This is a genomic window from Coriobacteriia bacterium (assembly GCA_003149935.1).
Lineage (GTDB): Bacteria > Actinomycetota > Coriobacteriia > Coriobacteriales > QAMH01 > QAMH01.
Genome location: QAMH01000005.1, coordinates 74,232 through 95,020 on the forward strand (window position 1 = coordinate 74,232; position 20,789 = coordinate 95,020).

The window sequence follows — 20,789 nt, forward strand, 5'->3', positions numbered from 1 at the left end:
GTCTGCGGCCCTGTGGTAAACTCTACAGGTTTATCCGTTTGCCACGCGTACAAGGGAAATCGTGTACCTCAAGTCACTCGTTCTCAAGGGTTTCAAGTCGTTTGCCGACCGAGCCGTTCTCTCGCTCGAGCCGGGGATGACGGTTGTCGTCGGCCCTAACGGATCGGGTAAATCGAACATCTCCGATGCCGTCTTATGGGTCCTGGGCGAGCAAAGCGCCAAGCAGCTGCGCGGCCAGGCCATGGAGGACGTCATCTTCGCCGGATCGTCTGCCCGCCAGGCAGTCGGCCTGGCCGAGGTCGACCTCGTGCTCGACAACTCCGATGGCACGCTACCCCTCGATTTCAACGAGGTCGTCGTCACGCGCCGCATGTATCGCAGCGGCGAGAGCGAGTACCTCATCAATGGTTCGCCATCGCGTCTCATGGACGTGCTCGACATCCTCAACGATTCCGGTCTCGGCCGCGATACGCACTCGATCATCTCGCAGGGCTCGCTGCAAAACGTGCTACGTGCTCGTCCCGAGGATCGCCGCCTGCTCATCGAGGAGGCCGCGGGCATCCTCAAGCACAAGAAACGCAAGGAGCGTTCCGCACGCAAGCTCAAGAACATGGACGCCGAGCTCCAGCGCGTGCACGACATCGCGGGAGAGATCGACCGTCAGCTCAAGCCGCTCGAGCGTCAGGCGAGCCGTGCCCGTCAACACGAGCAGCTCTCCGAGGAGCTCAAGTCCGTCGAGCTTTCGCTTGCCGTCGATGACCTGCGCAGGCTCCAGGAGAGTTGGCGCGAGACCGAGCGCCTGGAGAAGGAAGCCGATTCGCTCGTGGAGCTCGCGCGCTTCCGCGTCGACGAGAAGAACCGCGAGCTCGAGAAATACCAGCATCTGCTTGAGGAGAAGGGTCTGTTCGCAGGCGACATAGCCGAGCAACGTCGCCGCTGCCAGACGGCCCTCGACCGTCTCGACTCGGGCATGCTCCTGCTCGAGGAGAAGGGCCGCAACATGGTGACGCGCCTTTCCGAGCTGCGCCAGGCGGTGCATCGTTCGGAGTCGAGCCGCGTCGACGTGCTTGCCCGCCTCGAGACCTACGAATCCGATCACCGCGATACGGCCGCGCAACTCGACGAGCTCACTGCGCAGCTCGAGCGTCAGCAAGCTGCTGCCAATGAGGTGCATGAGCTGCACGAACAGGCCGAACGCGAACTCACGGAGGCCAACGCACAGGTCCGTGCCTGCGAGAAGGAGTTTGACGAGTGCACGCTCGCCGAGCTCAAGGCGACCGAGAGCCTTTCGACTGCCGATGTCGAGGACGGGCTTCTCGTCAACCGCATCTCGCAAATCGAGGATGCGCATGTCTCCACGCAGACGACGCTTGCCGCCCGACGCAGCCATCTGGAGGATCTCGAGGTGCAGCTCACGCAGCTGCAGGCAGATTCGCTGGCCGCCAAATCCGATATCGACAGCCGCGTGCGCATCCATGACGACTGCCGTGCACGTCTCGAGGAAAAGCGCGAGCAGTTGAGCTCCCTGCGTGCCGAGATCAAGGGCCTCGAGCACGTTGACAAGGCGCTCGATGGCTCGCGCCCGTTGCTTGCCTGGGCGCTCGATCGCAAGGACGAGGTGGGTATCGTCTCGCCCGTCAGCGAGCTTTTCTCTGCGCCGCCGGCACTTGAGGGCCTGGTCGAGCATCTGCTCGGGGCGGATATGTTCGCCCTCATGACCAGGGACTCGCATGCCTCGGCCGAGCTCGTCGATCAGCTTCTGAAGGCCGAGCTTTCCGGTGGTGAACTTTCGCTCGTCAACATGACCGGTGCAAGCATCGAGCACGGTCGTGCCAAAGTCGGGACGCGCCTTCTCGACGAGCTCACGTATGCTCCCGAGCACATACGCGTGGCCGAGCTGCTCCTGGGCGATGTGTACGTGCTCGACTCGGCCATCGACGCCATCGAGGCAGCCGCAGATGATACGACTGGTTCGCGTTTCGTTACGCGTGATGGCGTCGTCGCGTGGCCCAACGGCAAGGTCACCATCGGCACGCAAGTCACCGATACCGAGGGCGTCTTGAGCCGCAAGCGTCGCTTGCGCGAGCTGCAGGCCGAGGAACCCGTGGCGGCCAAGGCCGTCGTAGACGGCGAGCGCGATGTCGACAAGGCACTCAACAACCTGCATATCGCGCAGGCGGATGACTTCGAGCTTTCGCAGTCCATCGCGCAGGTTTCCGGCGAGGCCGACAGCTTGCGCGAGGAGGTCGGTCGTCTCGAGCAGGCCATCACCGACCAGCTACAGGAGAAGAACCAGATCGAGCAGCGTCGCACGCGCATTGCCGAGGACACGGCCGCGAGTCGCGCCAAGGTCAAGGAGCTCAGTGACCACAAGAACGAGCTGGCGGCGCGCAAGGGCGAGCTTGACGAGAAGGCAGCTGCCGCACGCGAGAAGAGCGCTGCGCTGGCGAGCCGCGAGGATAGCTCCAAACGGGAGATCTCGGCCATCCAAGTCGATCTTGCCACGGTGCGTGAGCGTGAGCGGCACTTGAGCAAGCAGATCGAATCGCTCAAGAAGGAAGCCGATCAGCTTGAGGAGACCTTGCTGGTTTCGCACGAGACCGAGAGCAAGCTCGAGATTCTGCGCCTGCGTGTCGAGCCGCTCTACGACGTGTTCACGAGCCTGCGCGAAGGTGTGCAGGAAAAGGCGGAGATCCTGAGCGATCGCGCCAAGATCGAGCAAGCCGGGCAGGGCGACTTGCGTGACACCATCGATGGTGCTCGCAAGGCGGTCGCCGACGAGCAGGTCAAGCTTGACGAGGCTAACGAGAAGCTCACGCAGGTGCGCATCGAGAAGAGCAAGCTCGAGGTCAAAGTCGAATCTGCGGTGAGTGTCATCACCGAAACGCATGGCGTGCTGCTCGAGATTGCGCTTGCGCTCGATCCGCCGGAAAATCGCGAGGAAGAGGAGAAGCGTGCCGAAAGCCTGCGGCGCAAGCTCAATAACCTCGGCTCGGTCAATCCCGTTGCCGTCGAGGAGTATCTCAAGCTCCGCGAGCGCCGCGACTTCATCGCCGTGCAGCTCGAGGATCTCGAGGCGGCCGCCAAGGCACTGCAGCGCATCGTCGCGGCGATCGACCGCAAGATGCGCAACCGTTTTATCGACACCTTCAAGCAGGTCAACGAGAACTTCGAGGAGGTCTTCGCGCAGCTCTTCCCGGGTGGAAACGGCCATCTCGAACTGACCGATCCGGATAATCCCGAGGAGACGGGCGTGGAGGTCTATGCCCAACCGCGTGGCAAGAAGGTGCGTAAGCAGACGCTGCTTTCGGGTGGTGAGCAATCGCTTGTTGCGCTGACGTTGCTGTTTGCCGTGTATCGTGTGCGCAAGACGCCGTTCTACATTCTCGATGAGGTCGAGGCGGCTCTCGACGATACCAACCTACGCCGCCTGCTCTCGTATCTCGACAGCATCCGCTCTTCCACGCAGTTCATCATCATCAGCCACCAGAGGCGCACGATGGAAATGGCCGACTTGCTCTATGGCGTCTCGATGCGCAGCGATGGCGTATCCAAGCTCGTGTCACAGAAGCTTGACCAGCAAATTCGCCTGTCATCCGAAGACTCGGGTCAGACGCGTGACGTCGAGGAGTTCAGCGGCGCGCAGTAGCGCTTGCTTTCAAGGGAGATTCACATGGCCTTCAAGGACAAAATCAATCGGAGCAGGACGAAGTTCAACGAACGGATGAACGTGCTGTTCCGCCGTGGTCCCAAGCTCGACGAGGATTTTTGGGACGACCTGGAGGAGACGCTCATCTTGAGTGATTTGGGCGCCCAGGCGACGATGGAGGTCATCGACCGTCTGCGCGACCAAGCCACGCGCAAGGCACTACCCGATGCGTACGCCGTGCTCGACATGCTCGCTGACGAGATCAGCGGTCTCTTTGCCGAGCCCGACCCTGACCCGCTGCGTATGAACCCCGTCTGTGTGCTCTTCGTGGGCATCAATGGTGCGGGCAAGACCACGACGGTTGGCAAGCTCGCCAATCAGGCTTCGCTCGGCGGTCGCAAGGTGCTCATAGGCTCAGGCGACACCTTCCGCGCCGCAGCCATCGAGCAGCTCGACATCTGGGGCGAGCGCAGCGGCGTCGAGGTCGTGAAGCGCGAGCGCGGAAGCGACCCGGCAAGCGTCTGCTATGACGTCGTCGAGCGTGCCGAGCAGTTGGGAAGCGACCTCGTGCTCATCGACACTTCCGGGCGCCTGCATACGTCCGATGAGCTCATGCGCGAGCTGCAGAAGGTTGTCAACGTCACGCGCAAACGTGCTGACGTGGACGTGAAGACCGTCCTCGTTATCGATGCCACGACGGGTCAGAATGGCTTGCAGCAGGCACGCGAGTTCGACAAGGCGCTCGACCTGGACGGCGTCATCATGACCAAGCTCGACGGCACGGCCAAGGGCGGCATTGCCGTGGCGGTAAGTCACGAGCTGGGACTGCCCATCCTGCGCGTGGGCGTGGGTGAGGGCATCGAGGACCTGCAGCCCTTCGATGCGCGCGAGTATGCCGAGGCGCTCTTCGGCGAGATGCGCGCGGAGCTCGAGGGCGAAGTAGGAGGCGGAGATCTCTCCACTCCGGTGCCTGACGGCACCTCCGGTCGAGATGACATGTTCGTGAGCGAAGAGCCCTACCATTGTCATTTCGAGCGAAGCGAAGCGGAGTCGAGAAATCTCGCTACATCTCCCTCTGTCATTTCGAGCGAAGAGAGCGAAGAGGCCCCCTCTGTCATTTCGAGCGAAGAGAGCGAAGCGAACGGAGTCGAGAAATCCCAGCCGCTCAGTAGTCCTGACGATGGAGATCTCTCCGCTCCGGTGTCTGACGATACCTCCGGTCGAGATGACATGCTTGAAACCGAAAAGACCTCGATGACTGCGGATGAGTGGTTTGCCGAGACCGAATCCGAGACCGAGTCCGAGCCCGAGGAGCAGGAATCTTTCCGCGACAAGATGCGTCGCTGGTTTTCATAAGGAGCAATGATGTTCGAGAGTCTGTCCGATAAGCTGCAAAAGGCGTTCTCTGGATTCAGGTCCAAGGGGCACCTGACCGAGGATGACATCAACGAAGGTATCCGCGAGATACGCATGGCGCTGCTCGAGGCAGACGTCAATTACAAGGTCGTCAAGAACTTCACGCGCCGCGTCAAGGAGCGCTGCCTGACCGCCGAGGTCATGGACTCGCTCACACCGGGCCAAAACGTCATCAAGATCGTACTCGACGAGCTTACCGAGCTGCTTGGTGGTACGACCGCCGAGCTCACCTTTGGCAGCCGCATCCCCGGCGTGGTTATGCTCGTCGGTCTGCAAGGTTCGGGTAAGACGACCGCTGCGGCCAAGCTTGCCTATCGTCTGATGAAGCAGGGGCACAATCCCCTGCTCGTGGCATGCGATGTGTATCGTCCCGCCGCCGCCGATCAGCTGCAGGCACTCGGTGACGAAATGGGCGTGCGTGTCTATCGCGGCGATGGCAAGGATCCTGTCAAGATTGCCACGGAAGGCGTGCGCGACGCTGTCGATAACCTGCGTGACGTGGTAATTGTCGATACGGCCGGCCGCTTGCATGTGGACGATGAGATGATGGACGAGGCCGTTGCCATACGCGATGCGGTCGAACCTGATCAAATCCTTATGGTCGTCGATGCCATGACCGGTCAGGATGTTGTCAACGTCGCCGCGGCGTTTGCCGAGAAGGTCGACTTCGACGGTGTCATCATGTCGAAGATGGATGGCGATGCTCGTGGTGGTGGCGCGCTCTCCATCCTCGAGGTCACGGGCAAGCCCATCGAGTTCATTTCCGCAGGCGAGCGCCCCGACTCCCTCGAGATCTTCCACCCCGATCGTATGGCCAAGCGCATCCTCGGCATGGGTGATGTCGTCTCGGTCATCGAGCGCGCCATCGAGATCCAGGACCGCGAGATGGAGGCCGCCGAGGCCGAGCGCCTCGCCCGCGCCGATTTCGACTTCAATGACTTCCTCCAAGTCATCGGCCAGACGCGCAAGATGGGCGGTCTCGGAAAACTCGTGAGCGCGCTTCCCGGTGGCGACAAGGCGCTCAACGCTGGACAGGTCGACGAGCACGAGCTCGATCGCACCGAGGCGATCATCAACTCGATGACAAAGGAGGAGCGGGCCAAGCCGACGCTGCTCAACGGCTCGCGCCGCAAGCGCATCGCCGATGGTTGCGGCATGTCGATCCAGCAGGTCAATCAGCTCATCAAGCGCTATAACGAGACGCGCAAGCAGGTCAAGAAGATGATGACCGCCATGAACCAGGGTGGCAAGAAGGGCAAGCGCGGCAGGAAGCGTATGGGCATCCCCGGCCTGGGTGACATTGACCTGAGCCAACTCAAGAACATGATGTAGACGAGAGAATTGCGTGGAAGGCGAATAATGCCAATGGAGATGTGGGACATCTACGACGAGCATATGAACAAGACCGGCAAGACCATGGAGCGCGACAACTGGAGCATGCAGCCCGGCGAATACCACGTATCCGTGCTGGGCGTTGTGCAGAGGCCTGACAAAAAGTACCTCATCACGCAGCGCAAGATGGACAAGCCATGGGGTGCCGGCTGGTGGGAGTTCCCCGGTGGCGCCGTGCGTGCGGGCGAGGAGCCCGAAGCGGCGGTGCGTCGCGAGGTCGCCGAGGAGACGGGACTGGACGTCTCTGACGTTGCGGCGGAGAAGGTGCTCACCTACAAGCGCGAGGATCCGAACGACGACAACAACTACTTCATGGTCGTCTACAAGTTCGAACTCGATGCCGACGAGTCCATGGTCGCGGTCCAGGAAGAGGAAGTCGAGGACTTCGCGTTTGCCGATGTGGCCAAAATCAAGTCCTTGGCAGACGAGGGCATTTTTCTCCATTACAGCAGCGTTAGCTCCATTTTCGAATAGGACGATTACATCATGCAGAAAACCGATACGGTCTTAATGGCACACGGCAGTGGCGGAACGATGATGCGCGATATCATCGAGCAGCTGTTCTTCGAGGCATATGCAGGCGACACGCTGCGGCGCGGCGATGACGCGGCTACGCTCGACATCGCGGGCGGGCGCGTTGCGTTCTCGACTGACACCTTCGTGGTGACGCCGCACTTCTTTCCCGGTGGCGATATCGGACATCTGGCCGTATGCGGTACGGTAAACGACGTGGCGACTAGCGGAGCCACGCCACGCTACCTTTCCTGCGGCTTCGTGCTCGAGGAGGGCTATCCGCTCGATGACTTGCGACGTGTGTGCGCGTCGATGGCGGCGACGGCCAAGGAAGCTGGTGTCGAGATCGTGACGGGGGATACCAAGGTCGTGAACCGTGGCCATGGCGATGGCATCTACATCAATACGGCCGGCATCGGCGAGCTACGCGATGGGGTTGACCTCTCCGCATCGCACATCAAGCCGGGCGACAAGGTCCTCGTCAGCGGCAGCATCGGCGACCACGGCATCGCAATCATCTCGACGCGCGAGGAGCTCAGCTTCTCGACGCAGATCGAGTCGGATGCCGCCCCGCTCAACCACATGATCGCTGCGGTGCTCGACGCATGTCCGGCAGGGAGCGTTCGCGCGTTTCGAGACCCCACGCGTGGCGGTCTCGCCTCCACGCTCAACGAGTTTGCGAGCACGGCGCATGTCGACATTCGCGTCGATGAGGATGAGGTACCCGTGCATGATCAGGTACGTGGCGCCTGCGAGATGCTTGGCTACGACGTCTTCCAGGTTGCCAACGAGGGCAAGATGGTCTGCGTGTGCGCACCCGAGGCGGCCGATGCCGCGCTTGCGGCCATGCGTGCGGATAAGTATGGCGCCGAGGCGGCGATTATCGGCGAGGTACTCGAGGGCGACGGCCGCGTATATCTGCGCACGTCCTTTGGCAGCGAGCGCATCCTTGACATGCTCGTTGGCGAGCAACTCCCTCGCATCTGCTAGCCCCCTGTCATTTCGAGCGTCTCCCTCTGTCATTTCGAGCGGAGCTGCCGAAGGCAGCGGAGTCGAGAAATCTCCCCGCGAGATCTCTCCACTCCGGCGCCTCCGGTCGAGATGACAATTCAGGGCACCACCATGCGGCGCCTCCGGTCGAGATGACATCACAGAGAAAGCGTCGCGCTTCGCTCTCACGTGCTCTTCACATCTCCATGCGATAATACGTTGCCAAGAACAATGACAACTCATGACGGTGAGGAGCAAGCCATGAGCACTGAAGAAACCGCGCAAACCTACGTTCCGTTCGACCTCATGCACGACTTCATGGTCGATGTCTTCGAGGCATACGGTGTTCCCCGCGAAGACGCCGAGATATGCACCGACGTTCTCATCGAATCCGACCGCCGTGGTATCGCAAGTCACGGCATCAATCGCTTCAAACCCATATACCTCGATCGCATCAAGAACGGCACGCTGCTGCCCAAGACTAACATCGAGATCCTGAAGGAGACGCCCACCACGCTCGTCATGGACGCGCATGACGGCATGGGCATGGTGGCGAGCTACGAGATGATGAAGCGCCTGATCGAGAAGGCCAAGACGCTCGGCATGGCAGGTGGTGCGATCCGCAACTCCACGCACTACGGCATCGCGGGGTACTGGGCGACGATGGCAAGTGACGAGGGGCTCATCGGCATCACCGGTACCAACGCCCGTCCCTCCATCGCCCCGACCTTTGGCGTCGAGAACATGCTCGGTACCAATCCGCTGACTTTCGCCCTGCCCACCGACGAGGACTTCCCCTTCTGCCTTGACTGCGCCACGTCCATCTCGCAACGCGGCAAGATCGAGCGCTACGCCCGCGAGGGCAGTCCCACGCCGGCCGGCATGGTCATCGGTCGCGACGGCAGTGCCATGACGGATAGCGACGAGATCCTCAAGGCTCTCGTCGAAGGCAACGCGGCATTGGCCCCGCTTGGCGGCATCGGCGAGGATCTCGGCGGTTACAAGGGCTACGGTTATGCCACCGTGGTCGAGATTCTCTCGGCGGCGCTCGCCGGCGGCGAGTTCATGAAGGCGCTTACGGGTGTCTCTTCCGACGGCAATCCGCAGATGTACGGTCTCGGGCACTTCTTCTTCGTGGTCGACCCCGATGCGTTTATGGGACAAGACACCTTTAGGAAGATCGCGGGCGATATCTCGCGCGAGCTACGCGCGTCCGAGAAAGCTCCCGGCGAAGAGCGCATCTACACGGCAGGCGAGAAGGAGCACCTGGCCTGGCTCGACCGCAAGGACAAGGGCATCCCGGTCAATGCTGCCGTCGAGCAGGAGATGACGCAGATTCGCGACGAACTCGGCTTGGATTACCGCTTCCCCTTCGAGGGCTAACAACATCTCGTCTCATACGCAGGCAAGCTGCGAAGCGAAGTAGCCTGCCTGCGCATGTGACTACAATGAAAAGGGCTCGGAGCATACACTCCGAGCCCTTGCGTTTCATGGTGGACCGGCAGGGGTTCGAACCCTGGACCTTGGGATTAAGAGTCCCCTGCTCTGCCAGCTGAGCTACCGGTCCGTCACAGCGAAAAAGGATTATACACGAAATCGCCGTACGCCCAAGCAGGAAAATGGGGTGGGTAAAGGGATTCGAACCCTCGACCTCCAGAGCCACAATCTGGCGCGCTAACCAACTGCGCTATACCCACCGTGAGCTTCCTGCGTCGATGCGCAAGGCGAGAGTATAGCGGATTTTCCCAGCGCCTACAAACGCTAATAGGAGTAAGATGGAAAACTTGTGAGAGGGGAGGGGTAACTGGCGTTACCCAAGGTTCCTGAAGGAGGACACATGGAATTATTTGGCGACGTGGTCTTTCTGTCGCGCCTTCAGTTCGCGCTGACCGTCATATTCCACTTCCTGTTCGTGCCGCTGTCCATTGGATTGGGTCTGTTCGTTGCACTTACCCAGACGCGTGCCTACAAGACGCGTGATCCCAAGGACGAGGCGGATGCCCGCTTCTGGGTCAAGATCTTTACGCTCACCTTCACGGTTGGCGTTGCGACGGGCATCACGATGGAGTTTAGCTTCGGTACCAACTGGGCTAACTACTCCCGCTTCGTGGGTGACATCTTTGGCTCGCCGCTCGCGGCTGAGGCCTTGCTCGCGTTCTTCCTCGAGTCGTGCTTCCTCGGCGTGCTCCTCTTTGGGCGTAAGCGCGTATCTCCCAAGTTTTACGTGGTCTCCGCCTGGCTTGTGTGGGTAGGTTCCATGCTCTCGGCCCTGTGGATTCTCATCGCGAACTCCTGGATGCAGACCCCGGCCGGCTTCGAGGTTGTCGAGACGGCTCATGGCAAGAAGGCCATCATTACCGACTTTTTTGCCGCGGCCTTCAACCCGCAGACCATTCCAACCTATCTGCACACGATTCTCGCGCTGCTTATCTTCGGCGCCTTCATCGCCATGGCGATTGCCGCGTACTACCACATCAAAGGTCGCAATCCTGAGTTCGTCACGAAGATGATGCGTTGGGGTGCCATCGTCACGCTTGTGTGCATGGTGCTCATGATGCCTGTCGCGCACATGCAGGCTCAGGTCGTCGCCGACGAGCAGCCTACCAAGCTCGCCGCGATGGAAGGTCAGTACGAGACCGAGCCTGTTCCCATGTACTTGTTTGGCATCGTCGATACCGAGAACGGCACGGTCATTGGCCCTTCGATTCCGGGCCTGACCTCATTCCTCGCCGCAGGTGACTTCAATGCCGAGTATCCTGGCCTCAATGACATAGAGGCCGCCGATCCTGGCAGCACTCCCACGGCAACCGAGGTACAGATTACCTTCCAGTCCTATCACATCATGATCGTCATGATGGGCGTCATTGCGTTGGCTGTCCTGCTTGCCCTTGTCATGGCCTTTGGCAAGAAGCTCAAGACTAAACGCTGGCCCTATGTCTTGATGCTCTTTCTCTGGATCGCGCCATTCCTCGCCATTCAGTTTGGCTGGGCAACGGCCGAGGTTGGCAGGCAGCCGTGGATCGTCACGGGCGAACTCAAGACGCTTGATGCCATCAGTCCGTCAGTGCCAGCCGATCAGCTTCTTCTCACCATTGGCCTCTTTATCATCATCTATCTGGTGATTTTCATCGCATGGGCGCGCATCTTCTCCAAGATCGTCAAGAGCGGTCCCGAAAAGTGCTTGCCCGAGGCCAAAGATGCACCCGTCGTCGATGCGCAGGAAGGTGATGTGGCATGACGCTCCCCATTCTCTGGTTCATCATCATCGCAGTGCTGATCTGCGCATATTACGTTCTCGATGGCTTCGACCTTGGCGCAGGTGTGCTCTCGCCGTTCATCGCCAAGACTCCGGGCGAGAAACGCGCTCTCATGACCTCCATCGGTCCCGTTTGGGATGGCAACGAGGTTTGGCTGCTTACCGCAGGTGGCGCACTCTTTGCTGCATTCGCTCCTGCGTATGCGACCGTGTTTTCCGGCTTCTACCTGGCCATCATGCTCGTGCTCTTTGGCCTTATCATCCGCGCGGTGAGCCTCGAGTTCCGCGCGCATGATCCCAAGTGGCAGAAGCTTTGGGATGCGCTCTTCTTTGTGGGATCGCTCGTTCCCGCGCTGCTCTTCGGTGTCGCGCTGGGCAATTGCCTGCAGGGCGTCCCGCTTGATGCTGCCGGTAACTACATCGGCTCCTTCTTCGGCCTGCTCACGCCGTTCCCGCTCGTCTGCGGTCTGCTCGGTTTGGCGACGATCGTCACGCAGGGCGCCTGCTGGCTTGCGGCAAAGATCGAGACGGGCACGGAGCTGCATAAGCGTGCCGTCACGGCGCGCGTTGCCGGCCAGATTGTCACGGCCATTCTCGTCGTGGCCGTCTCCGTCATGTTCTTCACCTTTATCGGCTTTCCTCAGGGCGAAGGTCCCGCCTTCCCGTTCCTCGTGTTCGTTGCTTGCATACTGGTCGCTGCTATTGTCGTTGGCTTCCTGGCGGCTGGTCGTGGCAAGAACTGGCTTGCCTTTGGTGCGAACTCGGCTGTCTGCGTGGCGCTCGTCTTCGCTCTCGTGCTCGCCATGTTCCCCAATCTCGTCGTCTCCACGGGCCCCGGTCCATCCATTGACCTGTTCACCGCAGCTGCGAGCACTTATGGACTTACGGTGATGACCATCATCGCCTGCATTGGCGTTCCGCTGGTCGCCATATATCATGTCATTATTTACCGTACCTTCCGCGGCACCATCAAGGTGGAGGAAGGCTAGAAGAAAGTATTTGCATGATCGAGCTCAAGCACCTGCGCAAGTCCTACAGGGTCGGCGATTTCGAGCAAAAGGCGCTCGATGATGTCTCGATATCGTTCCGAGACAACGAGTTTGTCGCCGTCCTCGGGCCGTCGGGTTCTGGCAAGACCACCCTGCTCAACATACTGGGTGGTCTTGATCATGCCGATACCGGCGAGCTCATCATCAACGGTACGTCCACCAAGGACTACTCAAGCGCCGATTGGGATACCTACCGCAACCATCACATCGGCTTCATTTTCCAGAGCTACAACCTCATTCCGCATCAGACGGTGCTTTCGAATGTCGAGCTCGCGCTTACGCTCACGGGCGTGTCGCGCGAGGAGCGCCGAGCACGGGCCATGGCCGAGCTCGAGCGTGTCGGCTTGGCGGAACATGCCAACAAAAAGCCCAGCCAGCTTTCCGGTGGCCAGATGCAACGCGTCGCCATCGCCCGAGCCCTGGTGAACGACCCCGACATCGTGTTGGCAGACGAGCCCACGGGCGCACTCGATACCGAGACGGGCATCCAGGTCATGGACCTGCTGTCAGAGATCGCGAGTGACCGCCTCGTCATCATGGTCACGCATAACCCCGAGCTGGCCTACGATTATGCGAATCGCATTGTCAAGCTGCACGACGGACGCATTTCCGATGATAGCAACCCCTTCGAGCCGAGCAAGGCAGACGAACAAACTGCCAAGCTTGCCGCAAGCCAGCGCAACAAGGTGACTGATGGCCATAAGAAGCATGCGTCCATGTCGTTTCTCACGGCGCTCGCGCTTTCCTTCAACAACCTGATGACCAAGAAAGGCCGCACCTTTCTCACGGCGTTTGCGGGTTCCATCGGCATCATCGGCATTGCGGCCATCCTTGCGCTTTCCAATGGCGTCAACAACTACATCGCCAAGGTGGAGGAGGATACGCTGTCGTCCACGCCGCTCACTATCACGCAATCGAGTTTTGACGTGACTTCCATCATGATGCAGGCGGGTGACTACGTGCATGGCGATGGTGAAGCCGACGTCGCCGAGGGAGTCATTCCGGAGTCCACCATCATGGCCGACGTCTTGACGGACGTGAAGACGAACGACCTCAAGTCCCTGCGCTCCTTCTTCGAAGCGGACGGTGGGGATGTGAACCGCTACGTGAACGCCATCGTCTACGGCTACGGCATCACTCCCCAAATCTACAAGTCCGACACCTCCGCTGGTATCAAGCAGCTCAATCCCGGCGCTCTGTCCTCGATTATGTCCAATGACATCAATTCCGCCGGCATGTTCTCGACCATGATGGGCTCCGCGAGCTCGTTCCAGGAGATGCTCGACGATCAGAAGCTTCTCGAGGAGCAATACGACATCGTCGCCGGTGCGTGGCCCGCAAACTACGATGAGTGCGTGCTGGTGCTCAACAAGAACGGCGGCATCAGCGATTACACGCTCTACTCGCTGGGTATCCTCGATCCTGACGAGCTCAACGACCTCCTCATGGATGCCCTTGCCTCCGAGGAGCTCGATGTTCCCGACACTAACGTCGAGTTCACGCAGGAAGAGGCGCTGGCACTCACGTTCAAGGTCGTGAACGAGTGCGACATGTACACCAGGGCATCCTCTGGCTCGACGTGGGTCGACCGAAGTGACGACGATGGCTACATGAAGGCGCAAATCGCCGATGGCCTCGACCTCAAGGTCGTGGGAATCATAAAGCCAAGCGCGACTGCATCGTCGACGTCCATGGACGAGGGCATCGGGTATCGCCATGAGCTCGTTCTGCATCTCATCGAGCAGGCGGCCTCATCGCCCGTGGTCGAGGCTCAGATGGCCGAGCCCGATGTCGATATCTTCACGGGTAAGACCTTCGAGTCGCTCAAGGACGACGCGGAGTCATCCTTCGACATGGGCTCGCTGTTCAGCATCGACCAGAACATGATGGCACGCGCCTTCAACGTTGACAGCGCAGCCATCGAAGCGGCGATGGCAAGCGCGATGAGCGGCGCGGCCGCAAGCCTCGACACGAGCAATATGTTCGCGGATATCCCCGCACCGGATTTCAGCGACCTTGACATCGACGCCTCGGCGGGCATGCCCTCCGCAAGCCAGGTGGCGGCTCTCGAGCAGAGCCTGGGTCAAATGAGCAGCGGAGTCGTCATGGGCTTCATGCAGTACGTGAGCAGCAATCCTGGCAGCATGGCGGATTTGCCTGGGGCATGGAGTGCCTATCAGCAATCTGATGCCTACAGGACCATCATCAATCAGACGGCAACGGGCATCGTATCGGGCATGTCCGGCTCCAGCGAGCAACTCCAGAAGGTCTTTACCGATGCCATCCAGAAGAAGATGAACGAGTATATGACCGGGCAGCTCGTGCCGTACCTGCAGACGAAGATGGGAACCATGTTGCAGAGCTACACTACGAGCCTGGCAAGCTCCATGGCCAGCGCTCTCTCGAGCGCCATGGGCTCGGCAGTCTCGGTCGACCCGAGCATGTTCGCGCGCTCCATCACCGTCAACATGGACCAGGACGAACTCACTTCCATGTTCATGAACCTCGCGCGTAGCAATGACCTGAGCTACGAGAACAACCTGCAGACCCTGGGCTATGCCGACATCGCAGACCCGATCACCATAAGCATCTACGCCAAGAGTTTCGATGACAAGCAGGTCGTCGAGGACATCATCGACCAGTACAACACGGATATGGAGGCTTCGGGCGAGGAGAACAAGACCATTTCCTACTCCGATATCATGGGCGCGCTCATGAGCTCGGTCACCAACATCATCGATATGATCTCCATGGTGCTCATCGCCTTCGTCTCCATCTCGCTCGTCGTGAGCTCCATCATGATTGGCATCATCACCTACATCAGCGTCCTCGAGCGCAAGAAGGAGATTGGCATCCTGCGCGCCATGGGCGCGAGCAAGGGCAACGTCGCCAACATCTTCAACGCCGAGACGGTCATCGAGGGCCTCATGTCCGGCGTCTTCGCCGTCCTCCTCGTGACGCTGGTATCGCTGCCCGTGAATGCCATCGTGCTCGCAATGATGAACATCTCGGGTATCCTTGCGCTGCCCATCACTGCCGCACTCATCCTCATCCTCATCAGCGTCTTCTTGACCTTCATCGCCGGCCTCGTGCCCGCCATGAATGCCGCCCGCCGCGATCCCGTCGAGGCGTTGCGCAGCGAATAGCGTCCAGGGCCTGTCCCGGCATGCGGGGCGGGCCCGTGCGCGAGCTGCGTTTGGAATGACGCATACGGTATGTCAACCGCCATTAGCCACAGAAGAGGACTTGCGTACGTTCTGATATCCGCCGTGTGCTTCTCGCTCGCTGGCGTGCTCATCAAGGTCATTCCGTGGAATCCCATCAGCATCAATGGCGCCCGCTGCATCTTCGCGATCATCCCGATGTATCTCTACCTGCGTGCGACGGGCAGGCGTTTCCACGTCAACAAGCAGATCATCGGCGGTGCCGTGCTCGACTTCGCCATGCTCGAGACCTTCGTCATCGCCAACAAGCTCACGACGGCCGCAAACGCGATCGTCTTGCAGTTTACCGAACCCATCTGGGTCATCTTGCTGGCTTGGATCATCTTTCGCTCGCGGCCGCGCCGGAGCGCCGTTGTGGCGAGTTTCGTCGTAATCGCCGGTATTGCCTGCTTCTTCTATGACAGTCTTAATGCTGGCGGTATGTTGGGAAACATTCTTGCGATTGTCTCCGGCGTTGCCTATGCGGGCGTGTTCCTTCTCAAGGAGTCACCCGAGTGCGATTTCGAGTGCGCGGCGATACTAGGCTTTGCGGCGTGCTTTGTCGCCGGCATCCCCTTCTATCCGCAAGAGACGCTCTTCACGCCCGAGATCTTGGTGACAATCGTCGTGCTCGGTGTCGTCCAGCTCGGCTTCGCATACTTTTTCCTCTCCAAGGGCCTTGATGTGGTTTCTCCCGTGACGGCTTCGCTCACCTCGACTATCGAACCGTTGCTCAATCCGATTCTGGTCGCAATCGTGGTGGGGGAGACCATAGGCCCCATCTCCATTTTTGGTGCGGTGTTGGTGGTTGGCGCGGCAACTGCCTATAACGTCTATGCGGCGCGCACTGGGTAGTGTCTGCTCGAAACTGCTAGAAGAGCATGAAGATCTGCGCGAGTGCCCAGCCGATGAATCCGCAGCAGGGGAAGGTGAGCAGCCATGCCGCGACCATGCTCTTGGCAACGTCCCACTTGACGCGCTTGGGGTTCTTCGAGGCACCGACGCCCATGATGGCCGCCGTACTGCAATGCGAGGTCGAGACCGGCATGCCGGTGATGGATGCAATGAAGAGCGTGATGACCGTCGTCGCCGATGCCGCCACGCCCTGGTACTTCTCGAGCTTGACCATGTCCATTGCGACCGACTTGATGATGCGCTTACCGCCGACGAGCGTACCGAGCGATATGGCAAGCGAGCACAAGATCATGAGCCACAACGGAAACTCCGTCGCACCGCTCGTCTGCATGTCGAATGCGAGTGCGATACCCAAAAGACCGATTGACATGAACTTCTGGCCATCTTGTGCACCGTGCAAGAACGAGAGCGCGCATGCGCAAATGTCCTGAAGGACCACGCAGACCTTGTTGGCCTTGCCGCGGTTTGCGTGGGCGAAGAAGAACTCGATGATCCTGGTATTGACCCAGCCCAACGCAAACCCTGCGATGAGCGAGAAGAGCATGCCGTAGATGACGAGCATCCATTCGCTGACGACGACGCCGGCCAGCCCGTTCATGGCGATGGCGCCACCGGTGACACCGGCGATAAGCGAATGGGACTTTGACGCGGGAATGCCCCGATACCAGCAGAAAAAGCCCCAACCTATGGATCCTATCATCGCGGCTATAAGGGCCATAAGTGCTTGGTGCGTGTTACCCGAGAAGTTGACCATGTTAAACATGGTATGGGCTACGGCCGTGGAGATATATGTCATGCCCACGAGGCCGACAAAGTTGAAGATGGCCGCCAGAATCAGGGCCGTGCCCGGCTTGAGGCAGCGCGTCGAAACGGCTGAAGCGATGGCATTGGGAGCATCGGTCGCACCCGAGATAACAGTGACGCCGATAACGAGGACGAGAATGACGATAAGCGCGGGATGAGCGCCCGCTTGCGCAATGAACACCGGAAGCGTCAGGTCCATCTACTCGTCCATTCTGTCGGGAAGGGGCACCGAAATGTGCCCAAGGTATTCTACCGTAGATTCGCCTGACGAGAATCGGTATTCCGGGGCGAATGTGGCGACCTGGGCCTGACCGAGTCCTTCTCTGCCTCTGTCATTTCGAGCGGAGGCGCGAAGCGTCCCCCTCTGTCATTTCGAGCGAAGCTGCCGCCAGGCAGCGGAGTCGAGAAATCTCCCCTCTACGAAAGCCAGTCCAATCTTATCCTTTGTATTACCCTTTGAATAACCCGTGAAAAGTACCCCATTCGGATGATTTCTATTATGCTTCTCCTTGATAACTTAAGTTAGTTACCATGCGTGCTCCTGAGCCTTGGGGGAAGGGGTAATCGATGGACCAGATTATTCATGCAAGACTCATAGAGCCTATGCTACCTTCGAATCTCGTGATGAATCGCCCTTTGATTGAAGAGCTAAGACGCGCAGTCTGCGATCAGCGCATTACCTTTCTTCACGCTCCAAGCGGATATGGAAAGACCGTAGCCATGTGCGAATTGAGCGAGATACTGAGGCAGGAGGGACACAGTGCAAGTTGGCTGAGCATCGATCCGGCCTTGTCAGACCCGACGCAATTCTGGGCTCACGTTCATGCTTCGTTTGGAGAGAGCGCGTTTTGTCCCGGAGCAGAGCATAACGAACTTGCCGGTGACGGAGAGTCGCTGGCGGATATCCTGTTTCAGCATCGCGGAGAAGTCAAAGACGAGCGCTTTGTTTTCTTCGATGCCTTTAACCGAATAAGCTCGCTTTCTCTCATCGACGATTTCCTGCGTTTCTGTTTCGAGGCTCCTCCCGAATATCATTTTGTTGTAGGCACGCGGGAGTTTCTCGAGAGCTTTAAAACGGCAGCCTTCAAATATGGCGAACACGTATTCGAGGCCAGGGATCTCACCATCACGCAAGCCGAGGCTGAAGAACTGGTTCGGGATTCGTGTGGGAGCGCCTTTTCCGATGAGCTCATCGTCGAAGCGTATCGTGATACCGAAGGTTGGATTCAGGGCATCAAACTGCGTGCCCAGGCAATCGCGCGAAACGAGACAATGGGAATCAAAGGGGTGATAAACGGGAAAAACAACCTAGTGCGTGACTACTTTACATGCAACATTCTTTCCGATCTGCCTCCAGACGACGTTGATTTCCTCATTCGGGTGTCCTTGTTCGAGAAAATCAATCGCTCCCTCCTCGCGTTTGTCTTCGGTTCAGCCGTGGCAATCGAGAGATTCGATAGACTGCTGGCAGCCAACGTATTCATCATGAACTGCGATTACGAAAACGAGTGGTATCGGCTTCATCCCATGTTCCTGGACATGCTCCGATATGAGCTGAAGCGTTTCAACATGAGTGAGTTACGAGGCCTTTGCCTCAATGCGGCGGAATGGTTTCATGACAATGGTTATCCCGATGAGGCTGTAAAGTACCTCAGCATGTCGGGAGATTTGGACTATATAGAGGGGCTCGTGGAGGCGACAAGCGGGCTCGTGCGTCCGGATATGTCCATGGACTCCTTTGCGTGGATGTGTCGGGCCCCTGCCGCATCTGTCCCCACTTCACCGTTTCTTTGTCTGATGGCCGTCTGGTCTTGCGTGACCTACGCGCGTCTTGAGGACGCGGACTTGTGGATGGGGGTCTTCGAGAAGCTCATCGAAAGCGGAGTCGTGACGCAGGAGACCTCACCCGAAATGGCCGCTTTCGCCATGAAATGCCTTTCCATGAAATATCTGGCGATGGAGGGTGACGGTGAGGGGGCGTTGCTTCTTTGCGAGGAGCTGCAAGATGGAAGCTGGCCCATAACTCCGTCGTTGCTCAGCATGATCAATCAGTCTCAGGGAGAGGCCTATTCGTATATCGGAGACTATGTTCAGGCGATGGACTACTATCTAAAGGCGCAGGCGAGTGCGAGCGTCGATCAGACCATCCATCAGCTTGTCTTCAACGAATACACCAATGCAGTCAATCTCTATTATTGCGGAGAGCATGGCAAGGCGGAGCGCTGCTGCGAGAGCCTTCTCAAGAAATGTCCGCCGGATTTCGCAATATACGGAGCGGCCTGTGCGCTTCTCGCGCGTATCCTCATAGAGCGAGATGACGTGAACCGGGTACCGGAATTGCTTCGCATATCCGAAGACGGCCTCTCTTGCTATCGTCACATTGATCTGTATCTCGACATAATGACGAGCCACGCCTCCTGGCATTTGACATCAGGCAGTTCCTCCACGGCTTTCGAGGTAATTACCGAGGCAATATTGCAAGGGGAGAAGTATCGAAACGTTCCTCGTGCGGCTCTGCTCTCGGCTTACTTTCTCCAGGCGCAGATTGCCCTGCACCGGGGCGATCTTAACGAGCTGCAACTCATAGAAAACAAGTTCGCGCTCCATCTAAGAGAGAGCGACATCTTTGGCACCTTGCTGTTCGACGCTATTCGCGCATTTGCCTTAAGGCTGCAAGGGGGTGACGCTGAAGTAGTCGAGCTACTCGATGCCATGATAGGTCGGGCGCTTGAGCGAGATTTCAATCGCATGGTCGTTATCGCGCTTGTTGAGAGGACCTTGATTCTCAATGATATGGGTGAGAGCGCCTTGGCCATCACCTCCCTCAACGAACTTCTCCGGATTGCCCGCTTGCATGGTTACATGCGCACCGTATTGAACGGCGGAGCCCCCATGAAGCAGCTGCTCCGTGAGTATTCGACGACACGTAAGCTAGGTGGCGTTCTGCGAACCTATGTCAAAGACGTGCTGCTGCACTTCGAGGCGGAGAGTTCCGACAAGAGGGAGACTGCAGACGAGAGCACGGCATTTTTGGAGAGCGAATACATGCTCACCGCTCGCGAGATTGAGGTCCTGCGCCTGCTCAACATGGGGCTTTCGCGCAACGAGATTGCCGAAACGCTTTCCATCAGCATCAACACGGCAAAGAAGCACCTTTCCAACATATATGCCAAGATGGGAGTCCGCAACAAGACAGAGGCGCTCGAAGGGCTGACCCATGGCATTAGTCAGCGGGAAGCTGATTAGTTCGACTTGTAGGATGGCTAGGCTTTCCAGCGAGAGGTAATGGTTTTCCTTACCCTTTTGGCGCGATTGGGCCCTGATGAGCACCCCGGAAGGTACCCACGCTCTTATCCCGTTGATTGGTACGTTTAGGGCGTTCTTGTTTCATTTTGCCCTCGATATCCTCGTCAACGTAAACGCGTCGAAAGGAATGGACAAGTTCGTCTCGACGCATGTTTCGGAACGTGAGACATCCCACGGAGAGGGGAGGAAGCGTCAGGTGCCGTCAATCGTCCATGGGGACTACTCCGCTTTCATGTGTGCTACGTGATGATAGAGGCAGCTGACTAGGGATGCTCATCTTGAGTCCATCTATTTCA

Annotated in this window: 13 protein-coding genes and 2 tRNA genes; 12 read left to right on the forward strand and 3 right to left on the reverse strand. The window is 58.9% G+C overall.

The features are described from left to right. Positions 1–58 precede the first annotated feature (58 nt). The 6 genes from smc (at position 59) to DBY20_02285 (ending at position 9,343) form a co-directional block, all read left to right on the forward strand. Positions 59–3,649, forward strand: coding sequence for a chromosome segregation protein SMC (gene smc, locus DBY20_02260; protein ID PWL79586.1), 3,591 nt, complete (start codon positions 59–61; stop codon positions 3,647–3,649). Between the two features lie 24 nt (positions 3,650–3,673). Next, entirely contained in the window at positions 3,674–5,005 is a 1,332-nt protein-coding gene (locus DBY20_02265) for a signal recognition particle-docking protein FtsY (GenBank protein ID PWL79587.1), read from the forward strand. Between the two features lie 9 nt (positions 5,006–5,014). Continuing rightward, complete coding sequence (locus DBY20_02270) at positions 5,015–6,397, forward strand: signal recognition particle protein (protein PWL79588.1); 1,383 nt, start codon at positions 5,015–5,017, stop codon at positions 6,395–6,397. A gap of 33 nt (positions 6,398–6,430) precedes the next feature. Then, the gene (locus DBY20_02275) at positions 6,431–6,931 is read left to right on the forward strand and encodes a DNA mismatch repair protein MutT (protein ID PWL79589.1); all 501 of its coding nucleotides are present in this window, start codon (positions 6,431–6,433) and stop codon (positions 6,929–6,931) included. A gap of 12 nt (positions 6,932–6,943) precedes the next feature. Continuing rightward, positions 6,944–7,960: a hydrogenase expression/formation protein HypE gene (gene hypE, locus DBY20_02280; protein ID PWL79590.1), complete on the forward strand. Its 1,017-nt coding sequence runs from the start codon at positions 6,944–6,946 to the stop codon at positions 7,958–7,960. A gap of 261 nt (positions 7,961–8,221) precedes the next feature. Next, positions 8,222–9,343, forward strand: coding sequence for a lactate dehydrogenase (locus DBY20_02285; GenBank protein PWL79591.1), 1,122 nt, complete (start codon positions 8,222–8,224; stop codon positions 9,341–9,343). 108 nt (positions 9,344–9,451) lie between these two features. On the opposite strand, the gene DBY20_02290 is transcribed toward DBY20_02285, so the two are convergent. After that, a tRNA-Lys gene (locus tag DBY20_02290) sits at positions 9,452–9,527 on the reverse strand. A gap of 53 nt (positions 9,528–9,580) precedes the next feature. Continuing rightward, positions 9,581–9,657 (reverse strand) — tRNA-His (locus DBY20_02295). Between the two features lie 140 nt (positions 9,658–9,797). Here DBY20_02295 and DBY20_02300 point away from each other — a divergent pair. The 4 genes from DBY20_02300 (at position 9,798) to DBY20_02315 (ending at position 16,323) form a co-directional block, all read left to right on the forward strand. Continuing rightward, positions 9,798–11,198, forward strand: coding sequence for a cytochrome ubiquinol oxidase subunit I (locus DBY20_02300; protein PWL79592.1), 1,401 nt, complete (start codon positions 9,798–9,800; stop codon positions 11,196–11,198). Further along, the gene (cydB, locus tag DBY20_02305) at positions 11,195–12,205 is read left to right on the forward strand and encodes a cytochrome d ubiquinol oxidase subunit II (protein ID PWL79593.1); all 1,011 of its coding nucleotides are present in this window, start codon (positions 11,195–11,197) and stop codon (positions 12,203–12,205) included. The genes DBY20_02300 and cydB overlap by 4 nt, the downstream gene beginning before the upstream one ends. A 14-nt stretch (positions 12,206–12,219) precedes the next feature. Continuing rightward, positions 12,220–15,411 (forward strand): hypothetical protein, encoded by a 3,192-nt coding sequence (locus DBY20_02310; protein PWL79594.1) that lies wholly within the window; start codon positions 12,220–12,222, stop codon positions 15,409–15,411. Positions 15,412–15,480: 69 nt separating this feature from the next. Further along, positions 15,481–16,323 carry an EamA family transporter gene (locus DBY20_02315; GenBank protein ID PWL79595.1) on the forward strand — a complete coding sequence of 281 codons (843 nt, stop codon included), beginning with the start codon at positions 15,481–15,483 and terminating at the stop codon, positions 16,321–16,323. Between the two features lie 16 nt (positions 16,324–16,339). Here DBY20_02315 and DBY20_02320 read toward each other — a convergent pair whose 3' ends face one another. Continuing rightward, positions 16,340–17,386, reverse strand: a complete 1,047-nt coding sequence (locus DBY20_02320) for an inorganic phosphate transporter (protein ID PWL79596.1) — start codon at positions 17,384–17,386, stop codon at positions 16,340–16,342. A gap of 368 nt (positions 17,387–17,754) precedes the next feature. Between DBY20_02320 and DBY20_02325 the strand changes: the two genes are divergently transcribed. Further along, positions 17,755–20,433, forward strand: coding sequence for a hypothetical protein (locus tag DBY20_02325; GenBank protein ID PWL79597.1), 2,679 nt, complete (start codon positions 17,755–17,757; stop codon positions 20,431–20,433). Positions 20,434–20,509: 76 nt separating this feature from the next. Further along, a complete protein-coding gene (locus DBY20_02330) occupies positions 20,510–20,740 on the forward strand; it encodes a hypothetical protein (protein PWL79598.1) in 231 nt (76 codons plus the stop codon). Positions 20,741–20,789 lie beyond the last annotated feature (49 nt).

What these genes read in the sequence shown, in the direction of transcription:
- DBY20_02265 (PWL79587.1), top strand. Translation starts at nt 3,674, where the DNA reads ATGGCCTTCAAGGACAAAATCAATCGGAGCAGGACGAAGTTCAACGAA.
- DBY20_02270 (PWL79588.1), top strand. Translation starts at nt 5,015, where the DNA reads ATGTTCGAGAGTCTGTCCGATAAGCTGCAAAAGGCGTTCTCTGGATTC.
- DBY20_02275 (PWL79589.1), top strand. Translation starts at nt 6,431, where the DNA reads ATGGAGATGTGGGACATCTACGACGAGCATATGAACAAGACCGGCAAG.
- hypE (PWL79590.1), top strand. Translation starts at nt 6,944, where the DNA reads ATGCAGAAAACCGATACGGTCTTAATGGCACACGGCAGTGGCGGAACG.
- DBY20_02285 (PWL79591.1), top strand. Translation starts at nt 8,222, where the DNA reads ATGAGCACTGAAGAAACCGCGCAAACCTACGTTCCGTTCGACCTCATG.
- DBY20_02300 (PWL79592.1), top strand. Translation starts at nt 9,798, where the DNA reads ATGGAATTATTTGGCGACGTGGTCTTTCTGTCGCGCCTTCAGTTCGCG.
- cydB (PWL79593.1), top strand. Translation starts at nt 11,195, where the DNA reads ATGACGCTCCCCATTCTCTGGTTCATCATCATCGCAGTGCTGATCTGC.
- DBY20_02310 (PWL79594.1), top strand. Translation starts at nt 12,220, where the DNA reads ATGATCGAGCTCAAGCACCTGCGCAAGTCCTACAGGGTCGGCGATTTC.
- DBY20_02315 (PWL79595.1), top strand. Translation starts at nt 15,481, where the DNA reads ATGTCAACCGCCATTAGCCACAGAAGAGGACTTGCGTACGTTCTGATA.
- DBY20_02320 (PWL79596.1), bottom strand. Translation starts at nt 17,386, where the DNA reads ATGGACCTGACGCTTCCGGTGTTCATTGCGCAAGCGGGCGCTCATCCC.
- DBY20_02325 (PWL79597.1), top strand. Translation starts at nt 17,755, where the DNA reads ATGGACCAGATTATTCATGCAAGACTCATAGAGCCTATGCTACCTTCG.
- DBY20_02330 (PWL79598.1), top strand. Translation starts at nt 20,510, where the DNA reads ATGAGCACCCCGGAAGGTACCCACGCTCTTATCCCGTTGATTGGTACG.